Here is a 22381-nt window from a genome sequence, read left to right on the forward strand (position 1 = left end):
CCGAAGACGGGGCGGGCTCCGAATCGGCCCCTCAAGCGGGAGAACGGCACGGTGTCCGGCACCACGATCCGGCGGGGCGAGACCCGCAACAGGCTGAAGGCGGCGGTACACCGCCATCGCGCGGCGAGTGGCAACGGCGTTCTGGAACGCCTCTTCACCTTCGCCTTCAAGGGGCTCGTCTACCCACAGATCTGGGAAGATCCGGAGATCGATCTGGAGGCCCTGGAGATCGGTCCGGACCACCATGTGGTCACCATCGCGTCGGGCGGCTGCAATGTGCTGAGCTACCTCACGGCCGATCCGGCGCGCGTTACCGCCGTCGACCTCAACCGCGCCCATGTCGCGCTCACGCGGCTGAAGCTCGCCGCGGCCCGCCAGCTTCCCACCTACGAGACCTTCTACCGGTTCTTCGGCGAGGCCGACGAGCGCGCCAACATCGCCGTCTATGACCGGTTCCTCAAAGGCCGCCTCGATCGCGAGACGCGCGCCTACTGGGAAACGCGCACCGTGACCGGGCGCCGGCGCATCACGCTGTTCGCCCGCGACCTCTACCGCCACGGGCTGCTCGGCAAGTTCATCGGGCTGGCGCATGCCACGGCGCGGCTTTATGGCATCGACCCGAAGCTGATCCTTCAGGCGCGCTCGCTGGACGAGCAGCGCAGCGTGTTCGAGACGCTCTATGCGCCGCTGTTCGACCGGCGGCTGGTGCGCTGGGCGACGGGGCGGCGCGTCGCGCTGTTCGGGCTCGGCATTCCGCCCCAGCAATACGAGGCGCTGGCCTCCGCCGGCGCCGGCGACATGACACTGGTACTGCGCGAGCGGTTGGAGCGGCTTGCCTGCGGCTTTCCGGTGTCGGAGAACTACTTCGCCTGGCAGGCCTTCGCGCGCGGCTATGCACCGGATGCCTCCGGGCCGCTGCCGCCCTATCTCAGGCGTGAGCACTTTCGCCGGATCGCGGGCCGGGTGGAGCGCGTGCGCGTGCTCAACACCTCCTATACCGATTTCCTCGCCGAGCAGCCGGATGCCAGCGTCGACCGCTATGTGCTGCTCGACGCGCAGGACTGGATGACCGACCAGCAGCTCGACGCGCTGTGGACGCAGATCACCCGTACGGCGGCGCCTGGGGCGCGCGTCGTCTTCCGCACGGCCGCGGAGCCGAGCCTGCTGCCCGGACGGGTGAGCGACGCCATCCTCGGGCGCTGGACCTATGAGGAGGAGCGCTCCCGTTCCCTCACGGCCCGCGACCGGGCCTCGATCTATGGAGGCGTCCATCTCTACAGGCTCGATGGATAACGGGGCCGGGCTTTCCGGCGGCGCGGTCGCTGGCCGGATGGATCGCATCTACCGCTATCAGCGGTATGTCTACGATGCGACGCGGAAATACTATCTCATCGGCCGCGACAGGCTGATCGACGAACTCGCCCCGGCGCCCGGCGATCATGTGCTGGAGCTCGGCTGCGGCACGGGTCGCAATCTCGTGGCAGCGGCCCTGCGCTATCCCCGGGCGCACTTCACCGGGGTCGACATCTCCTCGGAGATGCTGAAGAGCGCGGAGCGCTCCGTGCGCGCCGCCGGGGTCGGGTCCCGCGTCCGGCTCGTCAGGGGCGATGCCGCTGCCGTCGGCGCCGACCGGATCGGGCCCGACGGGCGTTTCGGCCGGGTCTTCTTCTCCTATTCCCTCTCCATGATTCCCGACTGGCAGGGCGCGCTCGACCGCGGGCTTGCCGCGCTCGCCCCGGGAGGCCGGCTCCATATCGTGGATTTCGGCCAGCAGGAGCGGCTTCCCGTCCTCGCGGGCCGGGCCGTCTTCGCCTGGCTCGCCTATAACCACGTCACGCCCCGGGCGGGCCTGGAGGAGGCGCTGGCCGACCGCGCGGCGCGCCATGGCCTGCGTCTCGACTACCACCGCCTCGCGCGTGGCTATACCCACTACGCCATCCTTCGCGACGCCGAACAGCGCTCCTGAGTTCCATCATGCGGAAGACAGAGCGGGTCGGCCTTGCCGGCGCGCCAGAGCGCCACATATCAATCTGATAATTCCGTAGTGACCATTCCTGAAACTGAACGGGACACATCGACCATGGACGCCCAAGGCCCGAAAGACTCCGTTGCGCTCTATTACTGGCCGACGCCGAATGGCTGGAAGATCACCATCATGCTGGAGGAATGCGGGCTGCCCTACGAGGTCCGCTATGTGGATATCGGCAAGGGCGAACAGTTCGAGCCCGCTTTCCTGGAGATTTCGCCGAACAACCGCATGCCGGCCATCGTCGATCCGGACGGGCCGGGCGGCGAGCCGGTCTCGGTGTTCGAGTCCGGGGCGATCCTGCGATATCTGGGCGAGAAGACGGGACGGTTCTACCCCGCCGATCCGCGCGCCCGGATCGAGGTGGACCAGTGGCTCTTCTGGCAGATGGGCGGGCTCGGGCCCATGGCGGGACAGGCCCATCATTTCCGCCAGTATGCGCGCGAGCAGATCCCCTATGCCATCGACCGCTATACGCGCGAGGTGGCGCGCCTTTACGGCGTCATGGATCGCCGCCTCGCCGACAGGGACTATCTGGCGGGCGACTATTCCATCGCCGACATGGCGAGCTTTCCCTGGGTGAAGCCCTACAAGCGCCAGGGGCAGGATCTGGACGACTTCCCCAATCTGCGCCGGTGGTTCGACCGCATCGTGGCCCGGCCCGCCGTGGAACGTGCGCTGAAGGTCGGCGAGGAGAAGAGGGGCGATCCCTCGCGCCTCAAGACCGACGACGAGGCCCACGCCATCCTGTTCGGCGGCCAGCCGTCGAAGAGCTAGGGCGTTTGCCTGTCTGATTGAATCGGCACCGGCCCGCTCCCCCACCCGGCCACCCACGGAAGTATGATCTCATGGGTGGCCGGGTGGGGGAGCGGGCCGGTGCAGCCTGATCGGAAAACGCTCCAGGACGTTACGCTGTCCGTCATTGCCGGACGTGTTCCGGCAATGACGGACAGAACGGGAAACGGTCCCGACGCATCTCGCGGCAAATGGCAATTCGGCCCCGGCGCATGACGGGAGATGGGGGCCACGGCCCGCACTCCGGCGACGTCACGAGGCTGCGGGCTCACTCACGAACAATTACGCCGTCCTGGCAGTTTGGGCCGGACGGCGATTGCAGTCCTGCGATGATCGGGCAGGCGCGGCGGGCTTGGCCCCCCGCCGGGCTTGGACCCTACCAGTGCGTGTAGACGTCGCTCGGCGGGTTGAAGTCGTGATTCTGGAAGTTGTCGAGCTGCTGCAGGAAGATTCGCTTGTCCTGCTTGTCGCGCCAGATTTCGGTCTCGCGCACATCGGCGCCGGCATCCACCCGGTCCTGGGGACTGTTCAGCGGCGGCAACCGGTCGTCGCCGGGCGCATAGGTGAAGCCCTTGGGAATGAACTGCTCTGTCGCCTGAACGGCCGCGGGCACCACCGCAGCCACGGCCAGCGCGGAAAGAGCAAGCATCGGGACGGTCCCGAATTTCAGGGTCATGGGCTTCTCCTTACGCCTCTGTACTGCAGTGGCCAGAATGAAACGAAGGGACGTCCCAAACACCCCTTCCAGCCACAATTCGTACCTATTCATATAGTGATTTGTCCAGCCATTGTCTCAAGAAAACGTTGCCGTCTCCACAATAGCCGCATTTCGCGCAGACGGCGAGGGAGATCCGTCGACCTATCCGGATCGGCGAGTTGGCGGTATCGCGCCGATGCGACCCTGGCAGGCCTCGTTCGCAAGGTCTCGGGGAGATGCAGGACGGCCTCTGGCCGGACCGACGCCGCAGAGGGGGCGAGCCCTGGAGCGCACTTCGTGACCCCACATTCGTTCATGCCCTCCAGCGCCCTGTATTGCCGCGCTTTCGAACCGGAAATGCGGTGTCCACCTTTCCGCAGAAAAGCACACTAGATGCCTTCCTCGCGCAACCGACGCAGGATCTCCTGATTTATCATCTGCGCGTGCTCGAGATAGGCGGCATGATCCGGCGGACTGTAAGCATAGGTGACGACAATATTGAGCGAATTCGCGTCGATCTCGTTGAAGAAGACGCGCGGTGGTTCTTCCGGGTGGTTGATCGCCTCGTTCGGATGGCGTTGCGATGGCTTCGGCTTGTCGTGCGATGAGGCCTGCCCGCCCGCTTTCGCCCCGCCGGTATCGGGAACGGACAGGATTTCGCGCAGAACCGCAACGACGCGCTCGATCTTCTCCAGAGATGTATCGCGAGGCAGCGGAAGGTTGATCGTGCGCTTGATCGAGGGCCGCATGTCGACATTCTCGATGTCCATCTCGGCGACATTCTCGTTGGGGATGCTGACGAGATGGCCCGACAGCAGGCGAAGCCGCGTCGAGCGCATTCCGATATCCTCGACAATGCCCTCATAATCCCGCAGCTTGATCCGCTGGCCGACCTCGAACGGCCTGTCCAGCAGCAGCATCAGGCTGCCGAAAACGTTCTTCAGCGTGTTCTGCGCAGCGAGCGCGACCGCAAGGCCGGTGACGCCGGCGCTGGCGACGATCGTGGCCAGCGAGAACCCCATGAGGCGCATGCCCTGCAGGAGGAGGGCGACGATCGCGACAATGCTGACGACGCGGATGCCAAGGGCAATGAGATGCACGTCGGAGCGACGCTGCTCGGCGTAATCGGTGGCCGCGACCAGATCGATCATCACCGTTCCGAGCGAGAAGATGAAGATGACGGCCGCCAGGAGCGCCATGCCATAGATGACGTAGACCGCGCTCTGGAACACCAGCCCGGTGACGAAGATCTTGTCGCCGATCACATCGTACAGCGCATAGCTGAGCACGGCCGCGGCAAGCGGTACGAGCAGCCGTACCGAATTCCGGATGAGAGGTGTGGCGTTCCGCGTCAGACGATTGAGGGCCTTCGACAGAAGCCAGATCGCGAGAGCAGCCAGGAGAAAGAGGGCGATCATCGCGATCCATTGCCAGAGCGTTTGCCCGAGAACATCCTGGTGCAACCACCCTGGCAGCCCGTCCGTCCAGGCCTGGAGCGTTGGATTGGGCGTCAGAAACGAGGCTTCGTAGAAACCTTCGGCAGCCGTGGTGCGGTAGGGAAACGACCTGAGCTTCCAGAACAGATCCTCGACGCTGTCGAGCGTCTCCTCGCTGAACAGATACTTTCCCTGGTTCGGCCCCTCGTCGATCCGTACGATTTCCAGCGGGCTGTCCTCGATCTTCCAGGCCGGCGCATAGCCTTGGCCGATTGCGGCGATCATCTCGTCGCGACCGGGAATGCTCTCAAGCGGCGGCAGGCCGATCCGGTCGATGATCTCGCGCAGATAGACAGCATCGTTCACGGCCACATCCTGGCGCAGCGACGGTGCGACGGTCCTGAGATCGAAGAACCACTGCATCTGCTCGTAGAGATGCTGCAATTCCGCCGTATCCTCGCGCGTGTATGTGTCCTGCCGCAGCAGGTCGTAATAGCGCTGGGTCAGTTTGAGAAAGCTGACGATCGTGTCGCGGGGGCTGTTCGTATTGGCCGGCTCCAGCAACTCGTCCAGAGGCTGGGCGCCCTCCTCGCCAGGTGCCGTGAGCTGATCGAGGATGGCCTCGATGCCGTCTGCGGTCTCGGACGGAAAAAGCGGATTTCCCGCGCTCTCCTTGACCGGCGCGGGGCCACCGTCTTGTGCCGCCACCCCCGCGCCGGGAGCGATGACGAAGACCGTTGCGATAAGGCACAGAATTCGAAGTAAATTGTTCATTTCGCCGGATCGGGTCGCCCTGTGTTGCGTGGCATTGTCGATGCAAATCCAGCGTTCCAATGTCTTAGATTCGAAGTCTTCAGTAAACAGAGATCCGGAAAATCCCTCGATTTTCAACGATTATCCGACATAGGCGAAGGGTGCACATGGGCAAGGTCCCTATTTGCAGTCATTGACAGAAAATTTTCTGAATATGACCGTCGGGTTGGAGGCGCCTTCTTGATCGGGTCCGGGGGCGTGGAAGATCCGCCGGTCCGCATCGGCGACATCGACGGCCGTACGCTTCGCTGCCGGCCGAGATGCCGGCCGGCGATAGCGCCGGGCGCATGGGCCTCGCACCCTTGTGATCACTCCTCTGGATCGTGTGGTCCTGAAGTCCCCGGCGGCGACGGGGGCGTCTGCGCCTTCGGGTCGAGTGTCCGATGGCGGAAACAATGTCGGACTATATCTGCACAGATCCTGCACATAGTCCTGTCCTGTTCTTCATGTGTATTGCCGAATGCTAGGGAATGGCCTTTTTCCCGATTTCGCCCAAGAGGGCTTGCAAGCCGGTCTTATCTCCGGCATACACGCCGGCGGAGAGGTGGCCGAGTGGTCGAAGGCGCTCCCCTGCTAAGGGAGTAGGCGGCAAAACCGCCTCGAGGGTTCGAATCCCTTCCTCTCCGCCATTTCCGCTAAGCTATCCCACTGAAATCGTTGAGAAAATAAAGATGCGCTAGCGCTGGCTGAATTTCTGTGCAACAGATTGTACAATATTTTGTACAGCAAATCGGCCGGACATGCATCGTTACCAGAAACCGTGGCGCGGGGCGTGGTATTACGTCCGAAGGGTGCCCACTGCCTTTGCCCATCTCGACAAGCGCAACCCTGTGCGGGTCTCCGCCAACATTGCCGTAGCCGACGATCCGGAGGGCTGGCGGGCCGCCCGGGTGATCGACCGGCTCGACAAGGAGACGGAGGCCTATTGGCGCGGGCTGCTGGAGGGCCATGCGGTCGAGGCGCAGAGGCGCTACGACGCGGCGCGGACCCGGGCGAGGGCGCTGGGCTTCGACTATATGCCGGCCATGGAGCTCGCGGCCAAGCCGATCGGCGACCTGCTCGACCGGGCGGAGGTCCTCAGGCCCCGGGACGCGGCGGGGAGCGGGCCGGAGATCGCCGCCGTGCTGGGCGGCGAGGACCGGCCGGACTTCCGCCTCTCGACGCTGTTCGGCGAGTATGAGCGCCTGTCGCGCGCCTCGCTGAAGGAGAAGTCGGAGGATCAGCTGCGCAAGTGGCGCAACCCGAAGAAGCGGGCTGTCGCCAACCTCATGACCGTGATCGGCGACAAGCGCCTATCGGAGATCACGCGCAACGACGCGCTGGACTTCCAGGCCTGGTGGCAGGACCGGATCGTGGGGGAGGGGCGCGAGATCGAGACGGCGAACAAGGATATCGGCCATATCAACCGGATGCTGCGCACGCTGGAGCGCTGGCACCGGCTGGGCCTGCCGCCGGTCTTCTCCGAGCTGCGCATCGAGGGCGGGCGCGTGGCCCAGCGCCAGGCCTACGATGCCGGCTATGTCCGCGACAGGCTGTTCGCGCCCGGTGCGCTCGACGGGCTGAACGAGGAGGCGCGGGCGGTGATCTGGCTGGTCGCGGAGACGGGTCTCCGGCTATCGGAGGCCTGCAACCTGACGTCTGAGACGATCCACCTGGACGAGCCGGTTCCCTATGTGGCCGTGCGCCCGGACGGGCGGCAGATGAAGACGGACCAGTCGGCCCGCGAGATCCCGCTGCTCGGCGGCGCGCTCGCCGCGGCGAAGCGTTTCCCCGAAGGCTTCCCGCGCTATCGCCACAGGGCCGACGCGCTCTCCGCGCTGGTGAACAAGTATCTCGACACTGCGGGGCTGAGGCCGTCCAAAGGCCACACGCTTTACAGTCTGCGCCATACCTTCGAGGATCGGCTGACGGCCGTCGGAGCGCCGGAGAAGGTGATGGCGGCGCTGATGGGGCACAAATACATCCGGCCGAAATACGGGGCGGGGCCGAGCCTGGAGCTCAAGGCGGAGTGGGTTGGGAGGATTGTCTATCAGGTCCCGCACGACACAGCCTCGTGAGGCGAAGTCCCGGGGAAAGCGTCGTGTTGCTTGTCCGGCTCATTGCCTGCTTCGCACAAGGTCAAGAAACGAGGCCATGTCAATGAGTTGGGCAAGCTGGACAGGCTGATAGGTCTCGTGGATCGGGCGTGGCAGGACGAGCTGGAGGCCCGATTTCTGCATTTCGTCCGTCTGCGTGAGCGAGATGCCGGGTTCCAGCGTCAACAGGTGCTTGTGGCTGATGCGATCGGCCTCGGCAAGTACCTGACGCCACCTGTCCTTGCAGGTTGTCTTGGCCCCGAGCATGGTCAACCGGTTCTCGGGCCAGTCCGGGTCGTGGTAGGCCTCCTCGCCGGGGAAGAGGAAGTCGGGTCCGTTACGCTTCTCGGTGGTCGCCTCGCGCTTGTATCCGAGGCCATGCAATTCGAGGATGGCCTCGGTGTGGTTGCCGAGGGCCCAGCCTGCCCGTGATTTCCGGCGGTTCTGGACGCTGAGGGAGAAGCTTACGAAGGCGTCGACGTCCGCTTGTCCGTCTTTGACAAATCCCTGCTCCAGACGATCGCCGACGATGTGCCTTTCGAGTGTCATGAACAGTCGCTCCTCGAGATCCATCCATTCGACGAGAGCTTGATCGGGGTCTTCCCGCGCGTCGACGTCCGAAGCCGCATTCCGCGCGAACGCCGAGAACTCGCGTGTCGCCGGGAACGTGTTCCCGAACTTTTTCAGGAGCCGTCCGAGCCACTCCTCCTCGTCGGGCGGGAGCACCTCGAGACCAATGAGCTCGAGAATATACCTAGCCGTGAGGTCGAGCGATCGGCCCCGCTTCTCGCGCAGATCGTTCTGGCTGATCTCATAACCGCTGTCCGGCAGCTTCAGGTCGAACAGCCAGAGGAGTTGGTGGAGAATGGAGCTGTCGCGGCTGCACATCAGGGCCAGCAAAGGCCCCTCTGTCGGCTGGCACAGGAAAAGCACGTCGCCGGCCTTTGCCCGATGGACAATCTCTTCCGCCGCGGCCGGGTAGTAGAGGCGGTATTCCGGTTCCCGGTGGCTCTGCTGGCGCCGGCTGTCATACCAGGTTCCTGTGAGATCCACGCCCTGCGGAGGCTCGTCGTCACTCAGCCAGACGTAGCTGACCGGCAGTCTGACCTTGCCTTCCGGAGAGCCGAGGAAGGCCCGGAAATCGCTGATCCCCTGAAGCTCATGGCCGTGAGAAACCGCCGGATTCACCTCCGTTCCCCTGAGGATCTTCACGCCTGCCCCGAGAAAGTGGTCGGACAGCGACCCTTGCCTCATGATTGCCCCCGGATTTCGCCGGCCTCTTCCTCGCCACGGATCCAGTCTACGGCAGCGGCAACCGTCTTTTCGAGTCCCAGGCGCTGCGGGCCCTTCAGGGCGCATTCCCAGATGGTGAGGTGGCGCCAGTTGCTCTCCCCGAGCTGGCTGCGCACTTTGGCGTCGCGCTCGCGATTCGTCCGGATCTTGTTTTCCCAGAACTCCCGTCGCGTACCGGGCAGGCGGAAGAGGGGGCAGTCGTGGCCGTGCCAGAAGCAGCCGTTGACGAAGATGACGGCCCGGTAGCGGGGGAGCACGATGTCCGGCTTTCCGGGGACGTCGCGCGCATGGAGGCGATACCGGAAACCGAGAGCGTGCAGCGCCTTGCGGATCTGCAGCTCGGGCTTCGTGTTCGCTCCCCGGATGCCGGACATCATCCGGCTGCGCGTTTCCCTGTCGACGATGTCAGGCAACGGCCTTTTCTTCCCCGGCCCTCGCTTCGGCCGGCTCGTCGGATTTGCTGACAATATGCGGCGCCATCAGCCTCGCGATCGCCTCGACGACGGGCACGACGACGGCATTGCCGAACTGGCGATAGGCCTGGGTATCGGACACGACGAAGCTGTATGACGTGCCGCCGGGCTTCTCGAAGCCCATCAACCGGGCGCATTCCCGCGGCGTGAGCCGGCGCGGGTTCCTGCCCTTCTGCCGGATGAGGATCTCCGAGCCATCCTTGTGATAGCGGGCCGAGAGCGTGCGAGCCACATCTTCCGGGCCGAAGGCGCTGAACCCGAAACCGTTCCCCGCGGCGCGATGCTTTTCGGCGTAGCTCTGCAGATAGGACCACAGATGGTCCGACAGGGTGTAGCGATCGAGCACGCGGCCTTTCGGGCCGGTCGTGAACCGCTCGTCCGGTGCCTCGGAGCCATCCTCGGGGTGGAGAATGCTGCCGAGTCGCGGCGCATCTTCCTTGCCGGGAACGGGAAGGGCGTCGAAATCGAAATCCGTATCGTCACGGAAGCCGACGATGAAGATGCGTTCCCTGTGCTGGGGCACCCAGTAGCGGGCATCGATGATCCGCGTCTGCACGGTGTAGCCGAGATCCTCCTCCAGCGTTCTCATGATGACGTCGAAGGTGCGCCCGCGATCGTGGCTGCGAAGGTTCTTGACGTTCTCCAGAAGGAATGCCTCCGGCCGGTGATGCTGGATGATCCGGGCGACATCGAAGAACAGCGTGCCCTGCACATTGCACTGGAAGCCATGTGGTCGCCTGAGCGAGTTCAGCTTGGACACGCCGGCGAGCGAGAAAGGCTGGCAGGGAAAACCGGCGAGCAGCACATCGTGGGCAGGAATCTCCTCTGCCCCGATCTGTGTGATATCGCCGGCGACGTCGTGGTCGTCGTCCGGGAAATTCGCGCGATACGTCTGTTTGCTGAACCGGTCCCACTCGCTTGTATAGACACACTTGCCGCCGATCGCGTCGAAGCCCCGGCGGAGCCCGCCAATGCCGGCGAAGAGATCGATGAACCGGAAGGCGGGCTCCCCGGATTGCGCATTGCCGGTAGCCGGCTTCATCGTGCGCAGGAGATCGAGGACGGCGCGCCGCGGCCCGGTCTCTCCGTTTTCCCAGCGATAGATCTGGCGTTCGGTGTAGCCGAGCCGGTCGGCAGCCTCCGGGATGGTAAGCCCGGCCTGCTGCCGGAGAGTGCTGAACTCGTTCACGGTGGTGTCCCCCTGAAAAACCCGCTGGGAATCTTTATGACATGATTTCAGATTCGCATCACGGGAACAAGAAGGGAACATCGAGATTGGCCGGTGTCCACAGATATTCGGTATAGGGAGCGGAGGTATGGTTCAGTTGACAGTCAGAAAACTGCGGCTGAAATTTCCTCTCATGGGGAAGGGGGAGTGAATGTCAATAAAACCCAGGTCATCGACACGAACAGCGCCGAGACGAATTGAGTCTGTTTCTGATTTTGTGAAGCATGTTGTGAACTGGACCAGCGAGGGCCACAGACCGGCGGCTTTCCGCGGTCAAAGTTTCCATGGTTGGCCGACTCTTCCCAAGATATTTCGACAGGATGTCGGGCTGTACGAGCATGAGAAGAATGCGGTGAGGGACCTCATCTCCGTTCATCCGCAGGAGTTTCGGGACGATGAGACCATGTTTGATCGTCTGGTGCGAATGCAGCATTTCGACTTGCCTACCCGCCTCCTGGATGTGACCACCAACCCGTTGGTTGCGCTCTACTTCGCAACCGCCGAACACGTTGACAGTGGCGAGCCGCAGAACGGCAAGGTCCAAGCGTTCTTTGTTCCGCAGGTTCGGCAGCGATATTACGACAGCGACCGAGTGAGTTGCATGGCGAATCTCGCCAACCTCACTGCCAATGAAAAAGAGAATATCGCCAAGGCATGCCAGCTGCCGAAGGCTGAATTCAACGACAATGAAGCGGTGAAACGTCTTCTATGGTTCGTGCGTATCGAAAAGCCCCATTTCGAACCCAAAATTGACCCGGGAGATCTTCGGCTGCCCGTTTTTGTGAAGCCCAAAATGAGCAACCGCCGAATTATTGCCCAATCTGGAGCATTCATTGTCTATGGCACAAGGCGTCGCCCGTCTGGACCAGATAAGGATCTTCGTATCAGGCGTGTTTTGATTCCGGCAGGGAAAAAGGCTGAGATAAAGAGGCAACTTGAGTTCCTCGGTATACACGCCAGCTCCCTCTTTCCGGAGATTGACAAAGCGGCAGACTTTGTCCTCAGAAAATACACGAACGGGGCCTAGATAAGCTCGCCAGGGCGACTTGTTCCAAGTGCTGTCCTGCGAGGCTTCGATGGGTCGAATGCACAGTGAATTCGAGCGGCTGATCCTCATGTTGCACAAGAGCAGCCGCAAACCTCACTCTTGAGGTTGTGCCGTCAATGGCGCAACCGCATCATTTACCGGCCGTCCGCTCCGGCAGCTCCACCCTCTTCTCCCGCTCATAGGTCTCCAGGATGCGCCTTGCGCGTTCGACGCCGCGGTCTTTTTCGCGGGCGGCGACGAGTTCGCGTTCGAGGCGTTCCAGGAGGGGAGGTATTTGGGGCCGTGGAGGTCGACGATGCGGGCCATGAGGATGAGGGCCTTTTCGATGCGCTCGACGGTGACGGGTCGGTTGGGCGGGAGCTTGCTGCGGTGGAGGGCGGGCATGGCGTGGCTCAGGCTTCGGCGGGGTCGGTGGCGGGCGTGTCGGGGGCGGCGGTGTCGGCGGCTTCCCAGAGGGGGAGCATGCCCAGCGCTTGCATGTAGAGGGTCGTGACGGCGTCCTCCTCCTCGCGTTCGGCGCGGTCCTTCCTTCTCAAGCCGATGACCTTGCGGAGGATCTTCGTGTCGAAGCCGTGGGCCTTGGCCTCGGCGTAGACCTCCCTGATATCGCCGGCGATGGCGGCCTTGTCCTCCTCGAGGCGCTCGATGCGCTCCACGAGCTGGCGGAGCTGGGCGTCGGCGCTGTTGGGGCGGGCGGTGTCAGGCATCGGCGGTCTCCCGGGCGTGGTGTGGGACGAGGGCGAGGAAGGCCTGTTCGGCGTCGCGCGTCAGGGGTCCGAGGCCGGCGCGGGCGGCTGTGTCCATGGCGGTGCGCAGGAACAGGGCGCGGGCGCATTGTTCGCCCAGCGGGACGACAGTGCCCTCGTAGGGTTCCGGCGCGCCGGGCAGGCCGGGCGGGGCGGTCTTGGGCATGAGGTCGCGCCATTCGGTGGCGAGGGCGCGGGCGTCGGCCTCGCGGATCGCGGTCCGCAAGTGCTCCGGCACCGGCCAGGGGAGGCCGAGGGCCTTGTGGATGACGGCGCCGAAGCGGGGCGTCAGGGCCTTGTCGAGATCCGTGCCGGCGATGCGGGCGCGCAAATGGCGCACGGGGCGGATCGTGTCTCCCAGATAGGCCTCGTGGGCGTCGTGCAGCAGGCCACAGAGGGGGGCGAGGGGATCGGCATGGCCGGCGAGCGCTGCCGCGACGAGGCAGGAGTGCTCGGCGACGGAGTAGGCGGGGCAGGCGCCGCCGAAGCGGTTGATGCGGGCGAGATGCACGGCGATGTCGGCAAGCGAGACGGTCTCCGGCCGGGGATTGAGCATGTCCACGACGCGGCCCGATTGGGTGACGCTGTAGACGAGGGGCAGGGGCGTCATGGGCGCGGCTCCAGCCGGTCGGCCTTCGCCGCGCGGTTGACGGCCTGGCCGTGGCCGGGCCTGTCGCTTCCCGCGCCGGGCAGGCCGGCGGCGAGGGCGAGCAGGGCGACCATGAGGGCGGCCCCGGCGACGGCGAGGGGATTGCGCGCGCTCACCGGGCGGGCTCCAGAAGGTCTGCGATGTGGGGATTGGCGGCGAGGGCCTTGGCGAAGGCTTCCTCGCTGTGTTCGCGGGCGACGGCCTCCGAGATGCCGGCGCGGGCGAAATCGTCCAGCGTGACGACGCCGCGCTGGCCGGCGGCCTCGGCGATGATGCCGGCCATGAGGTCGATCAGCACACGGCGGCTGAGCCGGACGCGGCCGAGGCGGATGCGCGCCTGGCCGTGGGGCAAGGGATGCTCCCGGTCATGCGCCTGAGCCCAGCGGTGCAGGCGATATGGGATCGGGCCGTCGAAGGCAAGGGACAGGCTCTCGCGGGCCGTCTTGCCGGGGATGAGGTACATGGAAAGGTGCCTCCATCGAGGATGATGGGGCAAAGGATGTCACCAAATTGGATACTGTTCAAGGTGTTTGACACCAAAATGGTGACAATATGTCGCCGTCAGCCGGTTCTCTCTTTGTGCTCGGACTCGCCTAGGCTAAGGTCATGCGGATATTCCCGTGCGCGCCACCTCGTGCCTTAGTGCTGCTGCAGGAGAGGCGGTCGTCTGCTCGGAATGACGCTCGAGGCGAGAGCAGGATATGGCACAGAAATCAGAAATTGAATGGACCGACGCGACCTGGAATCCGATGACCGGATGCACCAAGGTTGGGCCCGGTTGTGACAACTGCTATGCCGAGCGTTTCGCTGAACGCTGGCGCGGCGTTGACGGTCACCCTTACTCGCAAGGCTTTGATCTTCGTCTCTGGCCGGACAGACTCGAGCAGCCGGCACGGTGGAAGCGACCGCGCATGATCTTCGTGAACTCGATGAGCGATCTCTTCCACAAGGAGATCCCGCGGGACTTCATCGACCGTGTTTTTGACGCGATGGAGCGGGCAGACTGGCACGTCTATCAGGTGCTCACCAAGCGCAGCTCATTGATGCGCAACTATGTCGCCAAGCGCTATGCGGGTCGACCGGTCCCGACGCACATCTGGCTTGGAGTCTCGGTCGAGGATGCCGCGCACACCAGCCGCATCTGCCACCTGCAGGACATCAACTCGCCGGCTCGTTTCATTTCCTTCGAACCTCTGCTCGGGCCTATCGGCATGGTCGACCTTGAGGGCATCGCATGGGCAATTGTTGGCGGGGAGAGCGGGCCGCGCGCACGGCCAATGCGAAGCGTGTGGGCAACCCAGATCCGTGATATTTGCCAGCGTGACGGTGTGGCGTTCTTCTTCAAGCAATGGGGGGGCGCGCGGCCGAAATCAGGCGGGCGCCTGCTTGACGGCGAAGAATGGAACGGCTTTCCTTGGGCTATTGTGCCACGATCCATCCTTGAGCAACTAGGCGCTTAGAAAGGTTCCTTTGACCGTTAAGAAGAACTTCGCCTGGACGCTCGGTGGTCCTCTGCCCAGAATTGAGGCGCATTCCGAGCGCAAGCTCGAGGTGCTCCGACGATATCTCGATGTCTACTTCGACACGGTCGCATCGATCCCGCATATGGACTGCCTTAAGATTGCGATTGTGGACGGGTTCTGTGGGGGCGGGAAATATCAGCGGGGCGAGGAGACGATCCCGGGTAGCCCGCTCATTATCCTCGACGCGGTACGCGATGCGCAGGAGCGGCTCAATCGCGACCGCCGAAAACCGTTCGAAATCGCAGCCAGCTTCCATTTCGTCGACGACGAGCCAGACCATATAGAGCATCTGCGCGGCGTCATCGAAGCGGCTGGATACGCCGACAAGCTCGGCAGCACGATCCATCTATACCCAGGGAAGTTCGCCGAGCACCTACCGACGATTATGGCGAAGATTTCCGACAGACAGCGCGCCGGCCGCTCGATCTTCCTGCTCGACCAATGGGGCTATCTCGACGTGCCGATGGCTTCGATCCGGGCCATCTTCGGGAAGCTCACACGAGCTGAGGTGCTGCTGACCTTTTCGATAGACGCTCTGCTAAACTACCTTTCAACCGACCGCAAAGCGAGTGCGACGCTCGCGCAGTTCGGCGTGGACCGTGAGTTCATCTCGATGTGGGAAGCCAATAAGAGTGATATCGATTTTTCCCGGATCACTGCCCAGCGCGCCGTCATGTCCCATCTGCGCAACAACAGCCAAGCGCTCTTTTTCACACCCTTTATGCTCTTCTCGCAGGCTTCGGGGCGCATGATGATGTTCGCCCATCTTTCGCAGCACCAGACGGCTCGGGACAAGATGCTGGGCGTGCATTGGGATTTCCAGAATCGCTTTACCCACATAGGCCGTGGCAGCTTGTTCGAGCTTGGTTTTGACGCGCGGCTTCTCGAGGACAAGGGGAGTCTATTCCGGTTCACCGAACTCGACCGCGAGACCATGATGGGCGAGCTGCGCGAGGAGTTGCCGGACAAGGTTCTAGGGATGCTAGGAGCAGGCCCGATTTCGCTGGGAGAGCTGATGGCGGTCTTGGGCAATCAAACGGCCGCACGCAATACTGACATCTTTTCGGTTCTTCAGACCTTGGCAGCCGAGCGCGTACTGGAGATCGTCTCGAAAGAAGGACGGGAGAAGCGGCCCACCACGGCACTCAAGATCAGCGACCGCCTAGCAATGCCGCGTCAGAAAACGTTCTGGTTCGGCTCGAAAGGCTAGTGGGTCTCGCTCCACGTTGATCCGAGTGTGCGGTCTGTAAACTCAAAGCTAACGTCGCGAGTTCAGACCAAAGCAGATACAGTTGCAGTGGCGTGAAATTCAAGGACAACCGTCTGCGTGTCGGCGGTGGCTCGTTTTCTAACCATTGCCTTACATATCCAACATAGTGCGACGGACGCGGCCTATGATACGGGGGCCGCTGCCGTTGAGTACGAATTTCGGTTCGTGCGCCGGATTTGTCGATACCGCCTCCCATCGTTCAGGGTTGGGGCGCCACCTTTTGTAACCCGAGGCGCCATCATCATTGGATATTATGTAGCAGCCATTTGCCACTAGGTTTCGGTCCCGAAGGTTGACGAAGATCACGCTATCTGGCGGAGAGATTCGATCCATGGAGTCGCCTTCGACCCTCAGGGCGATCCACTCTCCCATCGGATCCAGACCTGGACAAGGTATATGCGGAGCGTCTCCGAAATCGTGAGTATGGTCCGCCGATAGGAGTTCGCCAGCACTTACCCACGAGATGAGCGGTGCCAGTAATGGTGCGTCGTTGCTTGGCAGCATTATCTCCGCAGCGCTGACACCATAGACAACGGCGATCTTCTCCGCCATCTCGCGGGGGACCTTGCGGCTTTCGTCCCGCCAGCGAATGACGTTCTGTTTGGATGTCCCGATCTTTCTGGCGAGCGACGTGGGGCCGTCACCATGCCTACGCATGAGCGGTGCCAAACCGTTGGGGAATTTCCCTTTCGTCTCCATAGGTTGGAGCGTGTCACCGAAATGGTGTCCTTGGAAGGCTCCAAAGTGGGGACGGATTGTGCTTGAACGGTTACCAAAATGGTGACACGTTTGAGGCATGAAACTCACAACGTGGTTGTTGGACCGATCAATCTCCGACGCGCGTTTTGCCGAAATGATCGGTGTGACGCGTCAGGCTCTGCATCGCTACAAGGTGGGCGCTCGCATTCCGAGGCCGGCGATCATGGCGCGCATAGAGAGCGTAACAGGTGGTTCCGTACGGGCTAACGACTTTCACTCTACCGCCACCGATGACCGGCGCCGATCAAAGGCTTCAAGTGGGGCGAACGCGCCAAACATTGCAGCCAGCCGTGTGGACGTCACCGAGAAGGCACGGGAGGCTTTACCATGAAGGCCGTTCGTCCACGCGAGCCCGGCGCGCCGCACGACGCGACGGTGCGGCTGATCGAGCAGTGCGGCGGGGTGGAGCGGGTGGCGGCGTTTGTCGGCCGCCGGGCTTCCTCCGTCTATCGCTATACGGACCCGGACCAGTCGGACGGGATGCCCTTTGCCATGGTGGGGCAGCTGACGGAGCATTTCGGCGCGGCGGCGGCTGTGGAGCACCTGGCCATGCGGGCGGGCGGGGTGTTCCTGCCGGTGCTGGTGGAGGGCGGGGAGCCGCGCTGGGGCGCGCTGACGGCGGAGACGGCGCGGCATTTCGCGCAGGTGATGGCGGGCATTGCGGAGGCGCTTTCGCCGGGAGGCGAGGGTGCCGCGCGGGTAACGCCGGGGGAAGCGCGGGGGATGGTGCCGGACATAGACCACGCGATCCGCGACCTTTGCGAGCTGCGCGCGCTGGCGCTGGCGGTGGCCGGGGAGGGGGGCGAATGAGCGGGGCGGGCCGGGTGCTTTACGCGGTTTCGCCGGAGGGGCCGGAGGCGCCGGGCAGCGGGCACTCGCGGGTGACCTTCCGGCTGCGCGACGATGTGCTGGCGGACATTTCGCGGGATGCGCGGCGGGCGGGGATGACGCGCTCGCAGTATCTGGCGCGGATTGTGGAGCGGGCGCGGGGGGCGGAGCGATGAGCAACCGGGCGCTGAACTGGGCGCGGGGGCAGACGGTTGGGCACCAGCCGTCCAAGCACCTGCTGACGATCCTCGCGGACTATGCGGACGAGCGGGACAGCTGCTTCCCGAGCCAGGAGACGCTGGCGCGGGAGACGGAGCTGAGCCTGCGCGCGGTTGTGAGCGCGCTGCAGCGGCTGGAGGCGGCGGGGCTGATCCGCCGGTTCCGGCACAGGCGGGGCGACGGGAAGCTGGGTTTGACGCGGTATTATCTTGCCGTGGAAGGCCGGTTCGAGCCGGACGGGGAGGAGGCCGCGGAGCCTGTGGATAACTCGCCACCAGATGCACCTCGTGCATGTGGTGACCACGTGCACCTCACGTCACAGCCACGTGCACCTCACGTCAAAACCACGTGCACGAGGTGCACGTCAGAACCCTTAAGGGAACCACTAAAGGAACCAAAGGAGAGAGAGCGCGCGCGAACGGGCGCGCCCGCCGGGGCTGTGGATAACCCGCTCTCGAGCGACGGGCGGTCCGTCGAGGACTTCCGGGACGCCTGGGTGACGAGTGCGCAGGACGACAGCGAGCGCGTCGACGAGGCATGGGGCGCCCTGAGCGGGGACGAGCGCAAGGCGGCGCTGGACCATGTCTCCGCCTTCCTCGAGGATGCCCGGCAGAACGGGCGGGGACGGATTTGCGCCGGGGCGACCTATCTGCGCCAGAAGCGCTGGCGGCGGCTGGGGCGGGCAGGGGCCTCGGGACCGGCGAAGGCGGCCGGGGAGAGGCGGGGCTTGACGCCTTTCAGCCGGGAGTGGTGGCTTGTGGCCGTGCGCCGGGCGGGGGCTGCCCGCTCGCCATCGGACGCGGAGGCGCGGCGGCTGAGGCTGATGGTGCAGCTTGCCCGGGGCGGCACGGTCGTCGGCGTGGGGGCCGGGGAGGTGCCCTCGGCGGAGGAGGTCGCGGCGGCGGTGCAGATCCCGTGGGACGGGGAGGCCTTCGAGGCGTGGGCGCACTGGTTCGGCGCCTGCGGCGTGGAGGTGCCGCGCCGGGACAGCGGCTGGGTGTGGGTGCCGTCCCGATGGCCGCCGGGCTATGGGCCGGAGGCTTCGGCGGCGAGCGAGTGGCAGGACGGATTGGCGAACGGGACCGGGTGACGGCGATGGGCAGGGCGAGAGCGAAGGCGAAGAGGGCGGTGACGCTGGCGGGGCCGGGATACGATGGCCGCCGGGAGCTGGTGAGCGACGAGGTGGAGGACCCGTATTTCCCGGGGCGGAGGGAGCGCGTGACCCGCAATGCGCGCCACGACCCGATCGAGCACCTGTACCACAAGGGCAAGATCGGCCAGGCGGAGCGGGAGGCCGGGCGCCGGGTGCGCGAGCTGGTGGAGGCGCTGGGGCTGGATGCTGTGCGCGCCATCGTGCTGGACGGGGCGCGCGGCGGCGGGCAGCGCACGGAGTTCGCCGACCGGCGGATCGACGCGGGGCGGCGGATGCTGGCGCTGAGGCTGGACCTCGGCAGGCGGATGACCGAGCTGCTCGTGCGCATCGCCGGCTATGGCGAGACGGTCACGTCCGTCGCCATCGGCGAGGAGACGGACCGGGCAGGCCGGGCGAACGGCGCCTGCTCCGACGCACTGCGCAAGAACGTCGGCTACCTGTTCAGGGCCGCCCTGCAGGACGCCGCGGAGCACTTCGGCTATGCCGGGACACCGAACGGGCGGCCGGCAAGCGGACTGGTGTGGCGGGAAGAGGGGTGGCAGAGGCCGGGGGTGTGAGCTTGAGAACTCGGTCGACACAGATGGGGTTGCAGAGTCCAGAATGACCGTCGTTATGCCCAAAATATCGCAACAATGATACAATTGGATCTCTGGGGTTGGAATGGGGCCTGATGCATGAAATCCGAAAACCAAGAATGTGGTTTGAAGCTGCGCGGTACAGATTTTGTTTATTTCGATGAGGGGGCTTACGGCCTTATATTTCTGGACAGAATAGCGAGGCGCGTCCGAAAAGTATTTCGTGCCCAAGACGATAAGGAGCATGTTTGTAAAGTTTTTGTATCCGAAACTAAGGCTTATGAGCGCGCACTGGCGTGCTCTTCACTGAGGCAATTTGTGCCAGGGAATTTTAGAATTTGCGAACCGCGAGCTGTTGTTACCAAATATGGTGCGGAGGTGTCAGACAAAGTGTTTCAGGAGTTGGTCTTCGAGATCGATTTTATTGATGGGTATTTTGTGAAAATTGGATCGATTTGCAAAGAGAAGGCGACGAAACTGCACGAACTTTTCCACGCTGAAGGGATCAAATATACAATTGATATGTCAGTTACTCTTGCTGATGGAGGTCGAGCGGAAAAAGTTATTGATTTTGGGATTGAAGAAATCGAGGCGATATACAATCAATAATTTCTTACAATATCGGAGCACTCCGGCTATGCTGGGTCACCGAACGGGAGGCAGAGGCCGGGAGTAGGTTTGCAAACGGTCGTGCTCACAACCCTTCGATGGAATAGTCGGGCGTGCCGCGCCAGATGAGCTTCCAGCTGGCGCCGGGGCGGACGTTCTGGACGATGCCCGGGTCGAAGGCGACAAAGCAGTGCCCGCCTTCGTGCCGTACCGACGGGTAGAGCAGCCCGCGGTGACCCTCCCGGCGAAGCGCGGCCGCGAGGGCCTGGCCTTCGGGGTAGCCGATGTCCGGATCGGGGGTTAGCGCGGGATGCCCGGGATTGTCGTGGAGGTCCGGGAAGTCGCCGATGAAGTCGGCCAGGAGCTCGACGTAGCGGGCCTCGTCCTCGTAGATGCCGATATAGCCGAGCTCCCGCGTTCTGTGGAAGCCGACCTCCTCGGCGGAGGTCAGGACGTCGTAGCTGCAATACCACGCGCCCCTGTCCCCGCTGTTGAAGCGGTTGCCGCCCGGGCGCGTGTATGTGAAGGCCGCGTTGATATGGGTTTGCCCGTAGACTTTCAGGTCGTGCGACCGCCGGGCGAATACCAGCTCGCGCCTGTCGAGCGCCGGGCTACCGTCGCGTTCCGCGATCAGCCGCGCGCTGGTCCTGCCTTCGAGCCCCGCGAGGATCTCGGCCTCGTCGTCTGTGTCGACGAGGCCGCGGAGCACCGGCGGCTTGTGGCGCGTTTCCGGGATCAGGCGGATTAGTCCCCTGTCGTTCAGCCCTGCGATCCTCACGCGCCGCCCCGCACTGCATCGACATAGGTGCGCACGCGCAGGATCTTCGGCAGGCCGCCCTCGATCATGGCATCGACAGGCCGCTGGCCGTCGAACTCGGGGCCGCGGTTGGGCAGCTTGACCCATTGGCGCGCAATCGGCGGATCGAAATAGAGCTCGAGCGACTTGTAGAGGCCCACGAGGGCGCTGAGCCGCAGCATCTGGTCATGCGTGAGCTCGCCGCCGAAGCCGGGCTTCTTGGCGCGCTTCCACGTGGATTCGGACATGTCGGCAAGCGCGGCCGCCTCCCGGCCGGTCAGCGACCACGCCTCGGCGATCCTGCCGAAGGCTTTCAGCGCGACCGCCTGCACATCGGGCGTGGGGCGTTCTCTGACGGCGTTTTCCATCGTGTGTCCTCCAAGGGACTCACAAGATAGGATCATATGGACCGGTTATCAAGATCACGTGGTCCTGTCTCGGGGTGGCTGGGTAGGGGCTGGCTGGGCTATTCCCCGTGGCGCAGTCGTTTCTACTCACGCATCGCAGATGTGATGGCGGCGCATTCCGAGCGGGAAGTTAACGCCGTGTCTTCTCAATGAGGGTGACGGCGGGAAGGTTCTCGAAATGCTTGTCGCAGGTCAGGAGTGTGGCGTCGTGCGTCCGTGCGGTTGCGAAGATGATCGCATCGGCCGTTGCCAATCTGTGTGTCCGGCAGGCTTCGGCGGCTGCCAGAGCGATCTCCGTGTCGAGCGGGACTACGGTACAGACCTGCGTAAAGGCGATTGCCTGATCGGTCTTGTCCTCCCCGACTTCGCGGGTGAGCCATTTTGCGAGCTCCAGCTGCACCATGGTCGGGACGAGCCAGTCGGCTTGCTCGGGGAGATGCTCGGCTACCTGTTCTCCGGTCGCAGACCCGATCAACCATTCGATCCAGGCCGAGGTATCGACGAGCACCATCAGACGCGGTCCGACCGGTCGCGATAGTCCGTGGCCGAAGCGCCCTTCGCCAGCCCCTTCAACTCTTCCCGCTTCGGCACGGGAACGAGCAGCACGCCCGTTCCCTTCGGGATAAAGGCGAAGGTCAGACCCGCTTCCCAATGCTGGGCGGTCCGGATCGCCTTGGGGATCGATATCTGGAACTTCGAGGAGAGGGTTGCGGTTTCCGGCATAATTTTACTCTTTGTTGATCGATTTGCAAAACGTAAGACACTGTGAGGGGTGGATCAAGAGGCTGCCGACTGACAGCCGAACTTCAAATTGAGACACCACCAGCGCGGAACACGTCTTTGTGTCGTTCGATGAGGCCGCAGATACCCCGGTCGACGTCGATGTCCTGATCGGACTGTGGTCGCCGAATTTTCCGGGACCGGGCGGGGGCCGGGATTATCCTGCGCGGAACGGGGTTGAGC

27 protein-coding genes, 1 tRNA gene and 1 pseudogene are annotated in these 22381 nt (G+C 63.8%); 15 read left to right on the forward strand and 14 right to left on the reverse strand.

Annotated elements, in window-relative coordinates; genetic code table 11:
* Positions 1-51 precede the first annotated feature (51 nt).
* The 3 genes from HW532_RS21460 to HW532_RS21470 all read left to right on the forward strand — a co-directional run bounded on the left by HW532_RS21460 (position 52) and on the right by HW532_RS21470 (position 2803).
* The gene (locus HW532_RS21460) at positions 52-1293 is read left to right on the forward strand and encodes a BtaA family protein (protein ID WP_213162400.1); all 1242 of its coding nucleotides are present in this window, start codon (positions 52-54) and stop codon (positions 1291-1293) included.
* A 37-nt stretch (positions 1294-1330) separates the two neighbouring features.
* Complete coding sequence (locus HW532_RS21465) at positions 1331-1966, forward strand: class I SAM-dependent methyltransferase (protein ID WP_213162401.1); 636 nt, start codon at positions 1331-1333, stop codon at positions 1964-1966.
* 114 nt (positions 1967-2080) lie between these two features.
* Positions 2081-2803, forward strand: a complete 723-nt coding sequence (locus HW532_RS21470; RefSeq protein ID WP_213162402.1) for a glutathione S-transferase family protein — start codon at positions 2081-2083, stop codon at positions 2801-2803.
* A 394-nt stretch (positions 2804-3197) separates the two neighbouring features.
* Here the strand turns inward: HW532_RS21470 and HW532_RS21475 are convergent, their stop codons facing one another.
* Both HW532_RS21475 and HW532_RS21480 read right to left on the reverse strand, forming a co-directional pair.
* A complete protein-coding gene (locus tag HW532_RS21475; protein WP_213162403.1) occupies positions 3198-3497 on the reverse strand; it encodes a hypothetical protein in 300 nt (99 codons plus the stop codon).
* A gap of 410 nt (positions 3498-3907) precedes the next feature.
* On the reverse strand, positions 3908-5845 hold the full coding sequence (locus HW532_RS21480; protein ID WP_213162404.1) for a mechanosensitive ion channel family protein: 1938 nt from the start codon (positions 5843-5845) through the stop codon (positions 3908-3910).
* A 460-nt stretch (positions 5846-6305) separates the two neighbouring features.
* On the opposite strand from HW532_RS21480, the gene HW532_RS21485 reads away from it, so the two are divergent.
* Together HW532_RS21485 and HW532_RS21490 are read left to right on the forward strand one after the other, a co-directional pair.
* Positions 6306-6396 (forward strand) — tRNA-Ser (locus HW532_RS21485).
* Between the two features lie 111 nt (positions 6397-6507).
* The gene (locus HW532_RS21490) at positions 6508-7824 is read left to right on the forward strand and encodes a tyrosine-type recombinase/integrase (RefSeq protein ID WP_213162405.1); all 1317 of its coding nucleotides are present in this window, start codon (positions 6508-6510) and stop codon (positions 7822-7824) included.
* 39 nt (positions 7825-7863) lie between these two features.
* On the opposite strand, the gene HW532_RS21495 is transcribed toward HW532_RS21490, so the two are convergent.
* Genes HW532_RS21495 through dcm form a run of 3 tightly spaced genes read right to left on the reverse strand, consistent with a single transcriptional unit; the run spans position 7864 to position 10878 of the window.
* Positions 7864-9096, reverse strand: coding sequence for a type II restriction endonuclease (locus HW532_RS21495; protein WP_213162406.1), 1233 nt, complete (start codon positions 9094-9096; stop codon positions 7864-7866).
* The gene (locus tag HW532_RS21500; protein WP_213162407.1) at positions 9093-9548 is read right to left on the reverse strand and encodes a very short patch repair endonuclease; all 456 of its coding nucleotides are present in this window, start codon (positions 9546-9548) and stop codon (positions 9093-9095) included. The genes HW532_RS21495 and HW532_RS21500 overlap by 4 nt, the downstream gene beginning before the upstream one ends.
* On the reverse strand, positions 9541-10878 hold the full coding sequence (dcm, locus tag HW532_RS21505) for a DNA (cytosine-5-)-methyltransferase (protein ID WP_213162408.1): 1338 nt from the start codon (positions 10876-10878) through the stop codon (positions 9541-9543). Before dcm ends, HW532_RS21500 begins: the two co-directional genes overlap by 8 nt.
* Before the next feature lie 187 nt (positions 10879-11065).
* Here dcm and HW532_RS21510 point away from each other — a divergent pair, with 187 nt between their 5' ends.
* The gene (locus HW532_RS21510; RefSeq protein ID WP_213162409.1) at positions 11066-11863 is read left to right on the forward strand and encodes an FRG domain-containing protein; all 798 of its coding nucleotides are present in this window, start codon (positions 11066-11068) and stop codon (positions 11861-11863) included.
* A 413-nt stretch (positions 11864-12276) separates the two neighbouring features.
* Here the strand turns inward: HW532_RS21510 and HW532_RS21515 are convergent, their stop codons facing one another.
* The 4 genes from HW532_RS21515 to HW532_RS21530 are packed head-to-tail and all read right to left on the reverse strand — an operon-like array spanning position 12277 to position 13742.
* Entirely contained in the window at positions 12277-12591 is a 315-nt protein-coding gene (locus tag HW532_RS21515; protein WP_213162410.1) for a DUF2312 domain-containing protein, read from the reverse strand.
* Positions 12584-13240 carry a hypothetical protein gene (locus HW532_RS21520; protein ID WP_213162411.1) on the reverse strand — a complete coding sequence of 219 codons (657 nt, stop codon included), beginning with the start codon at positions 13238-13240 and terminating at the stop codon, positions 12584-12586. Before HW532_RS21520 ends, HW532_RS21515 begins: the two co-directional genes overlap by 8 nt.
* On the reverse strand, positions 13237-13395 hold the full coding sequence (locus HW532_RS21525; RefSeq protein ID WP_213162412.1) for a hypothetical protein: 159 nt from the start codon (positions 13393-13395) through the stop codon (positions 13237-13239). Before HW532_RS21525 ends, HW532_RS21520 begins: the two co-directional genes overlap by 4 nt.
* Positions 13392-13742, reverse strand: coding sequence for a hypothetical protein (locus HW532_RS21530; RefSeq protein WP_213162413.1), 351 nt, complete (start codon positions 13740-13742; stop codon positions 13392-13394). Before HW532_RS21530 ends, HW532_RS21525 begins: the two co-directional genes overlap by 4 nt.
* A gap of 238 nt (positions 13743-13980) precedes the next feature.
* Here HW532_RS21530 and HW532_RS21535 point away from each other — a divergent pair, with 238 nt between their 5' ends.
* Entirely contained in the window at positions 13981-14739 is a 759-nt protein-coding gene (locus HW532_RS21535) for a DUF5131 family protein (RefSeq protein WP_213162414.1), read from the forward strand.
* Between the two features lie 10 nt (positions 14740-14749).
* Positions 14750-16012, forward strand: a complete 1263-nt coding sequence (locus tag HW532_RS21540) for a three-Cys-motif partner protein TcmP (RefSeq protein WP_213162415.1) — start codon at positions 14750-14752, stop codon at positions 16010-16012.
* Positions 16013-16162: 150 nt separating this feature from the next.
* Here the strand turns inward: HW532_RS21540 and HW532_RS22590 are convergent, their stop codons facing one another.
* The gene (locus HW532_RS22590; RefSeq protein WP_425491903.1) at positions 16163-16870 is read right to left on the reverse strand and encodes a LexA family transcriptional regulator; all 708 of its coding nucleotides are present in this window, start codon (positions 16868-16870) and stop codon (positions 16163-16165) included.
* 55 nt (positions 16871-16925) lie between these two features.
* On the opposite strand from HW532_RS22590, the gene HW532_RS22595 reads away from it, so the two are divergent.
* The 7 genes and pseudogenes from HW532_RS22595 to HW532_RS21570 all read left to right on the forward strand — a co-directional run bounded on the left by HW532_RS22595 (position 16926) and on the right by HW532_RS21570 (position 20215).
* Positions 16926-17162, forward strand: coding sequence for a hypothetical protein (locus HW532_RS22595; protein WP_425491969.1), 237 nt, complete (start codon positions 16926-16928; stop codon positions 17160-17162).
* Positions 17159-17641 (forward strand): hypothetical protein, encoded by a 483-nt coding sequence (locus tag HW532_RS21550; protein ID WP_213162417.1) that lies wholly within the window; start codon positions 17159-17161, stop codon positions 17639-17641. The genes HW532_RS22595 and HW532_RS21550 overlap by 4 nt, the downstream gene beginning before the upstream one ends.
* The gene (locus HW532_RS21555; protein ID WP_213162418.1) at positions 17638-17835 is read left to right on the forward strand and encodes a hypothetical protein; all 198 of its coding nucleotides are present in this window, start codon (positions 17638-17640) and stop codon (positions 17833-17835) included. The genes HW532_RS21550 and HW532_RS21555 overlap by 4 nt, the downstream gene beginning before the upstream one ends.
* Positions 17832-17972 (forward strand): annotated as a pseudogene (locus HW532_RS22600) (helix-turn-helix domain-containing protein); the annotation flags it as partial. The gene HW532_RS21555 and the pseudogene HW532_RS22600, both read left to right, overlap by 4 nt.
* 402 nt (positions 17973-18374) lie before the next feature.
* Complete coding sequence (locus HW532_RS22295; RefSeq protein ID WP_246479346.1) at positions 18375-18968, forward strand: hypothetical protein; 594 nt, start codon at positions 18375-18377, stop codon at positions 18966-18968.
* 5 nt (positions 18969-18973) lie between these two features.
* Positions 18974-19588 (forward strand): hypothetical protein, encoded by a 615-nt coding sequence (locus HW532_RS21565; RefSeq protein WP_213162420.1) that lies wholly within the window; start codon positions 18974-18976, stop codon positions 19586-19588.
* A gap of 117 nt (positions 19589-19705) precedes the next feature.
* Positions 19706-20215, forward strand: a complete 510-nt coding sequence (locus tag HW532_RS21570; RefSeq protein ID WP_213162421.1) for a hypothetical protein — start codon at positions 19706-19708, stop codon at positions 20213-20215.
* Positions 20216-20300: 85 nt separating this feature from the next.
* Here HW532_RS21570 and HW532_RS21575 read toward each other — a convergent pair whose 3' ends face one another.
* From HW532_RS21575 to HW532_RS21590, 4 genes are all read right to left on the reverse strand, one after another.
* Positions 20301-20993 (reverse strand): RES family NAD+ phosphorylase, encoded by a 693-nt coding sequence (locus HW532_RS21575; protein WP_213162422.1) that lies wholly within the window; start codon positions 20991-20993, stop codon positions 20301-20303.
* Positions 20990-21379, reverse strand: a complete 390-nt coding sequence (locus HW532_RS21580; RefSeq protein ID WP_213162423.1) for an MbcA/ParS/Xre antitoxin family protein — start codon at positions 21377-21379, stop codon at positions 20990-20992. The genes HW532_RS21575 and HW532_RS21580 overlap by 4 nt, the downstream gene beginning before the upstream one ends.
* A 169-nt stretch (positions 21380-21548) precedes the next feature.
* Positions 21549-21929, reverse strand: coding sequence for a type II toxin-antitoxin system VapC family toxin (locus tag HW532_RS21585; RefSeq protein WP_213162424.1), 381 nt, complete (start codon positions 21927-21929; stop codon positions 21549-21551).
* Entirely contained in the window at positions 21929-22141 is a 213-nt protein-coding gene (locus HW532_RS21590) for an AbrB/MazE/SpoVT family DNA-binding domain-containing protein (protein ID WP_213162425.1), read from the reverse strand. The genes HW532_RS21585 and HW532_RS21590 overlap by 1 nt, the downstream gene beginning before the upstream one ends.
* Positions 22142-22381: the final 240 nt, after the last annotated feature.

Source organism: Kaustia mangrovi (genome assembly GCF_015482775.1).
Classification (GTDB): Bacteria; Pseudomonadota; Alphaproteobacteria; order Rhizobiales; family Im1; genus Kaustia; species Kaustia mangrovi.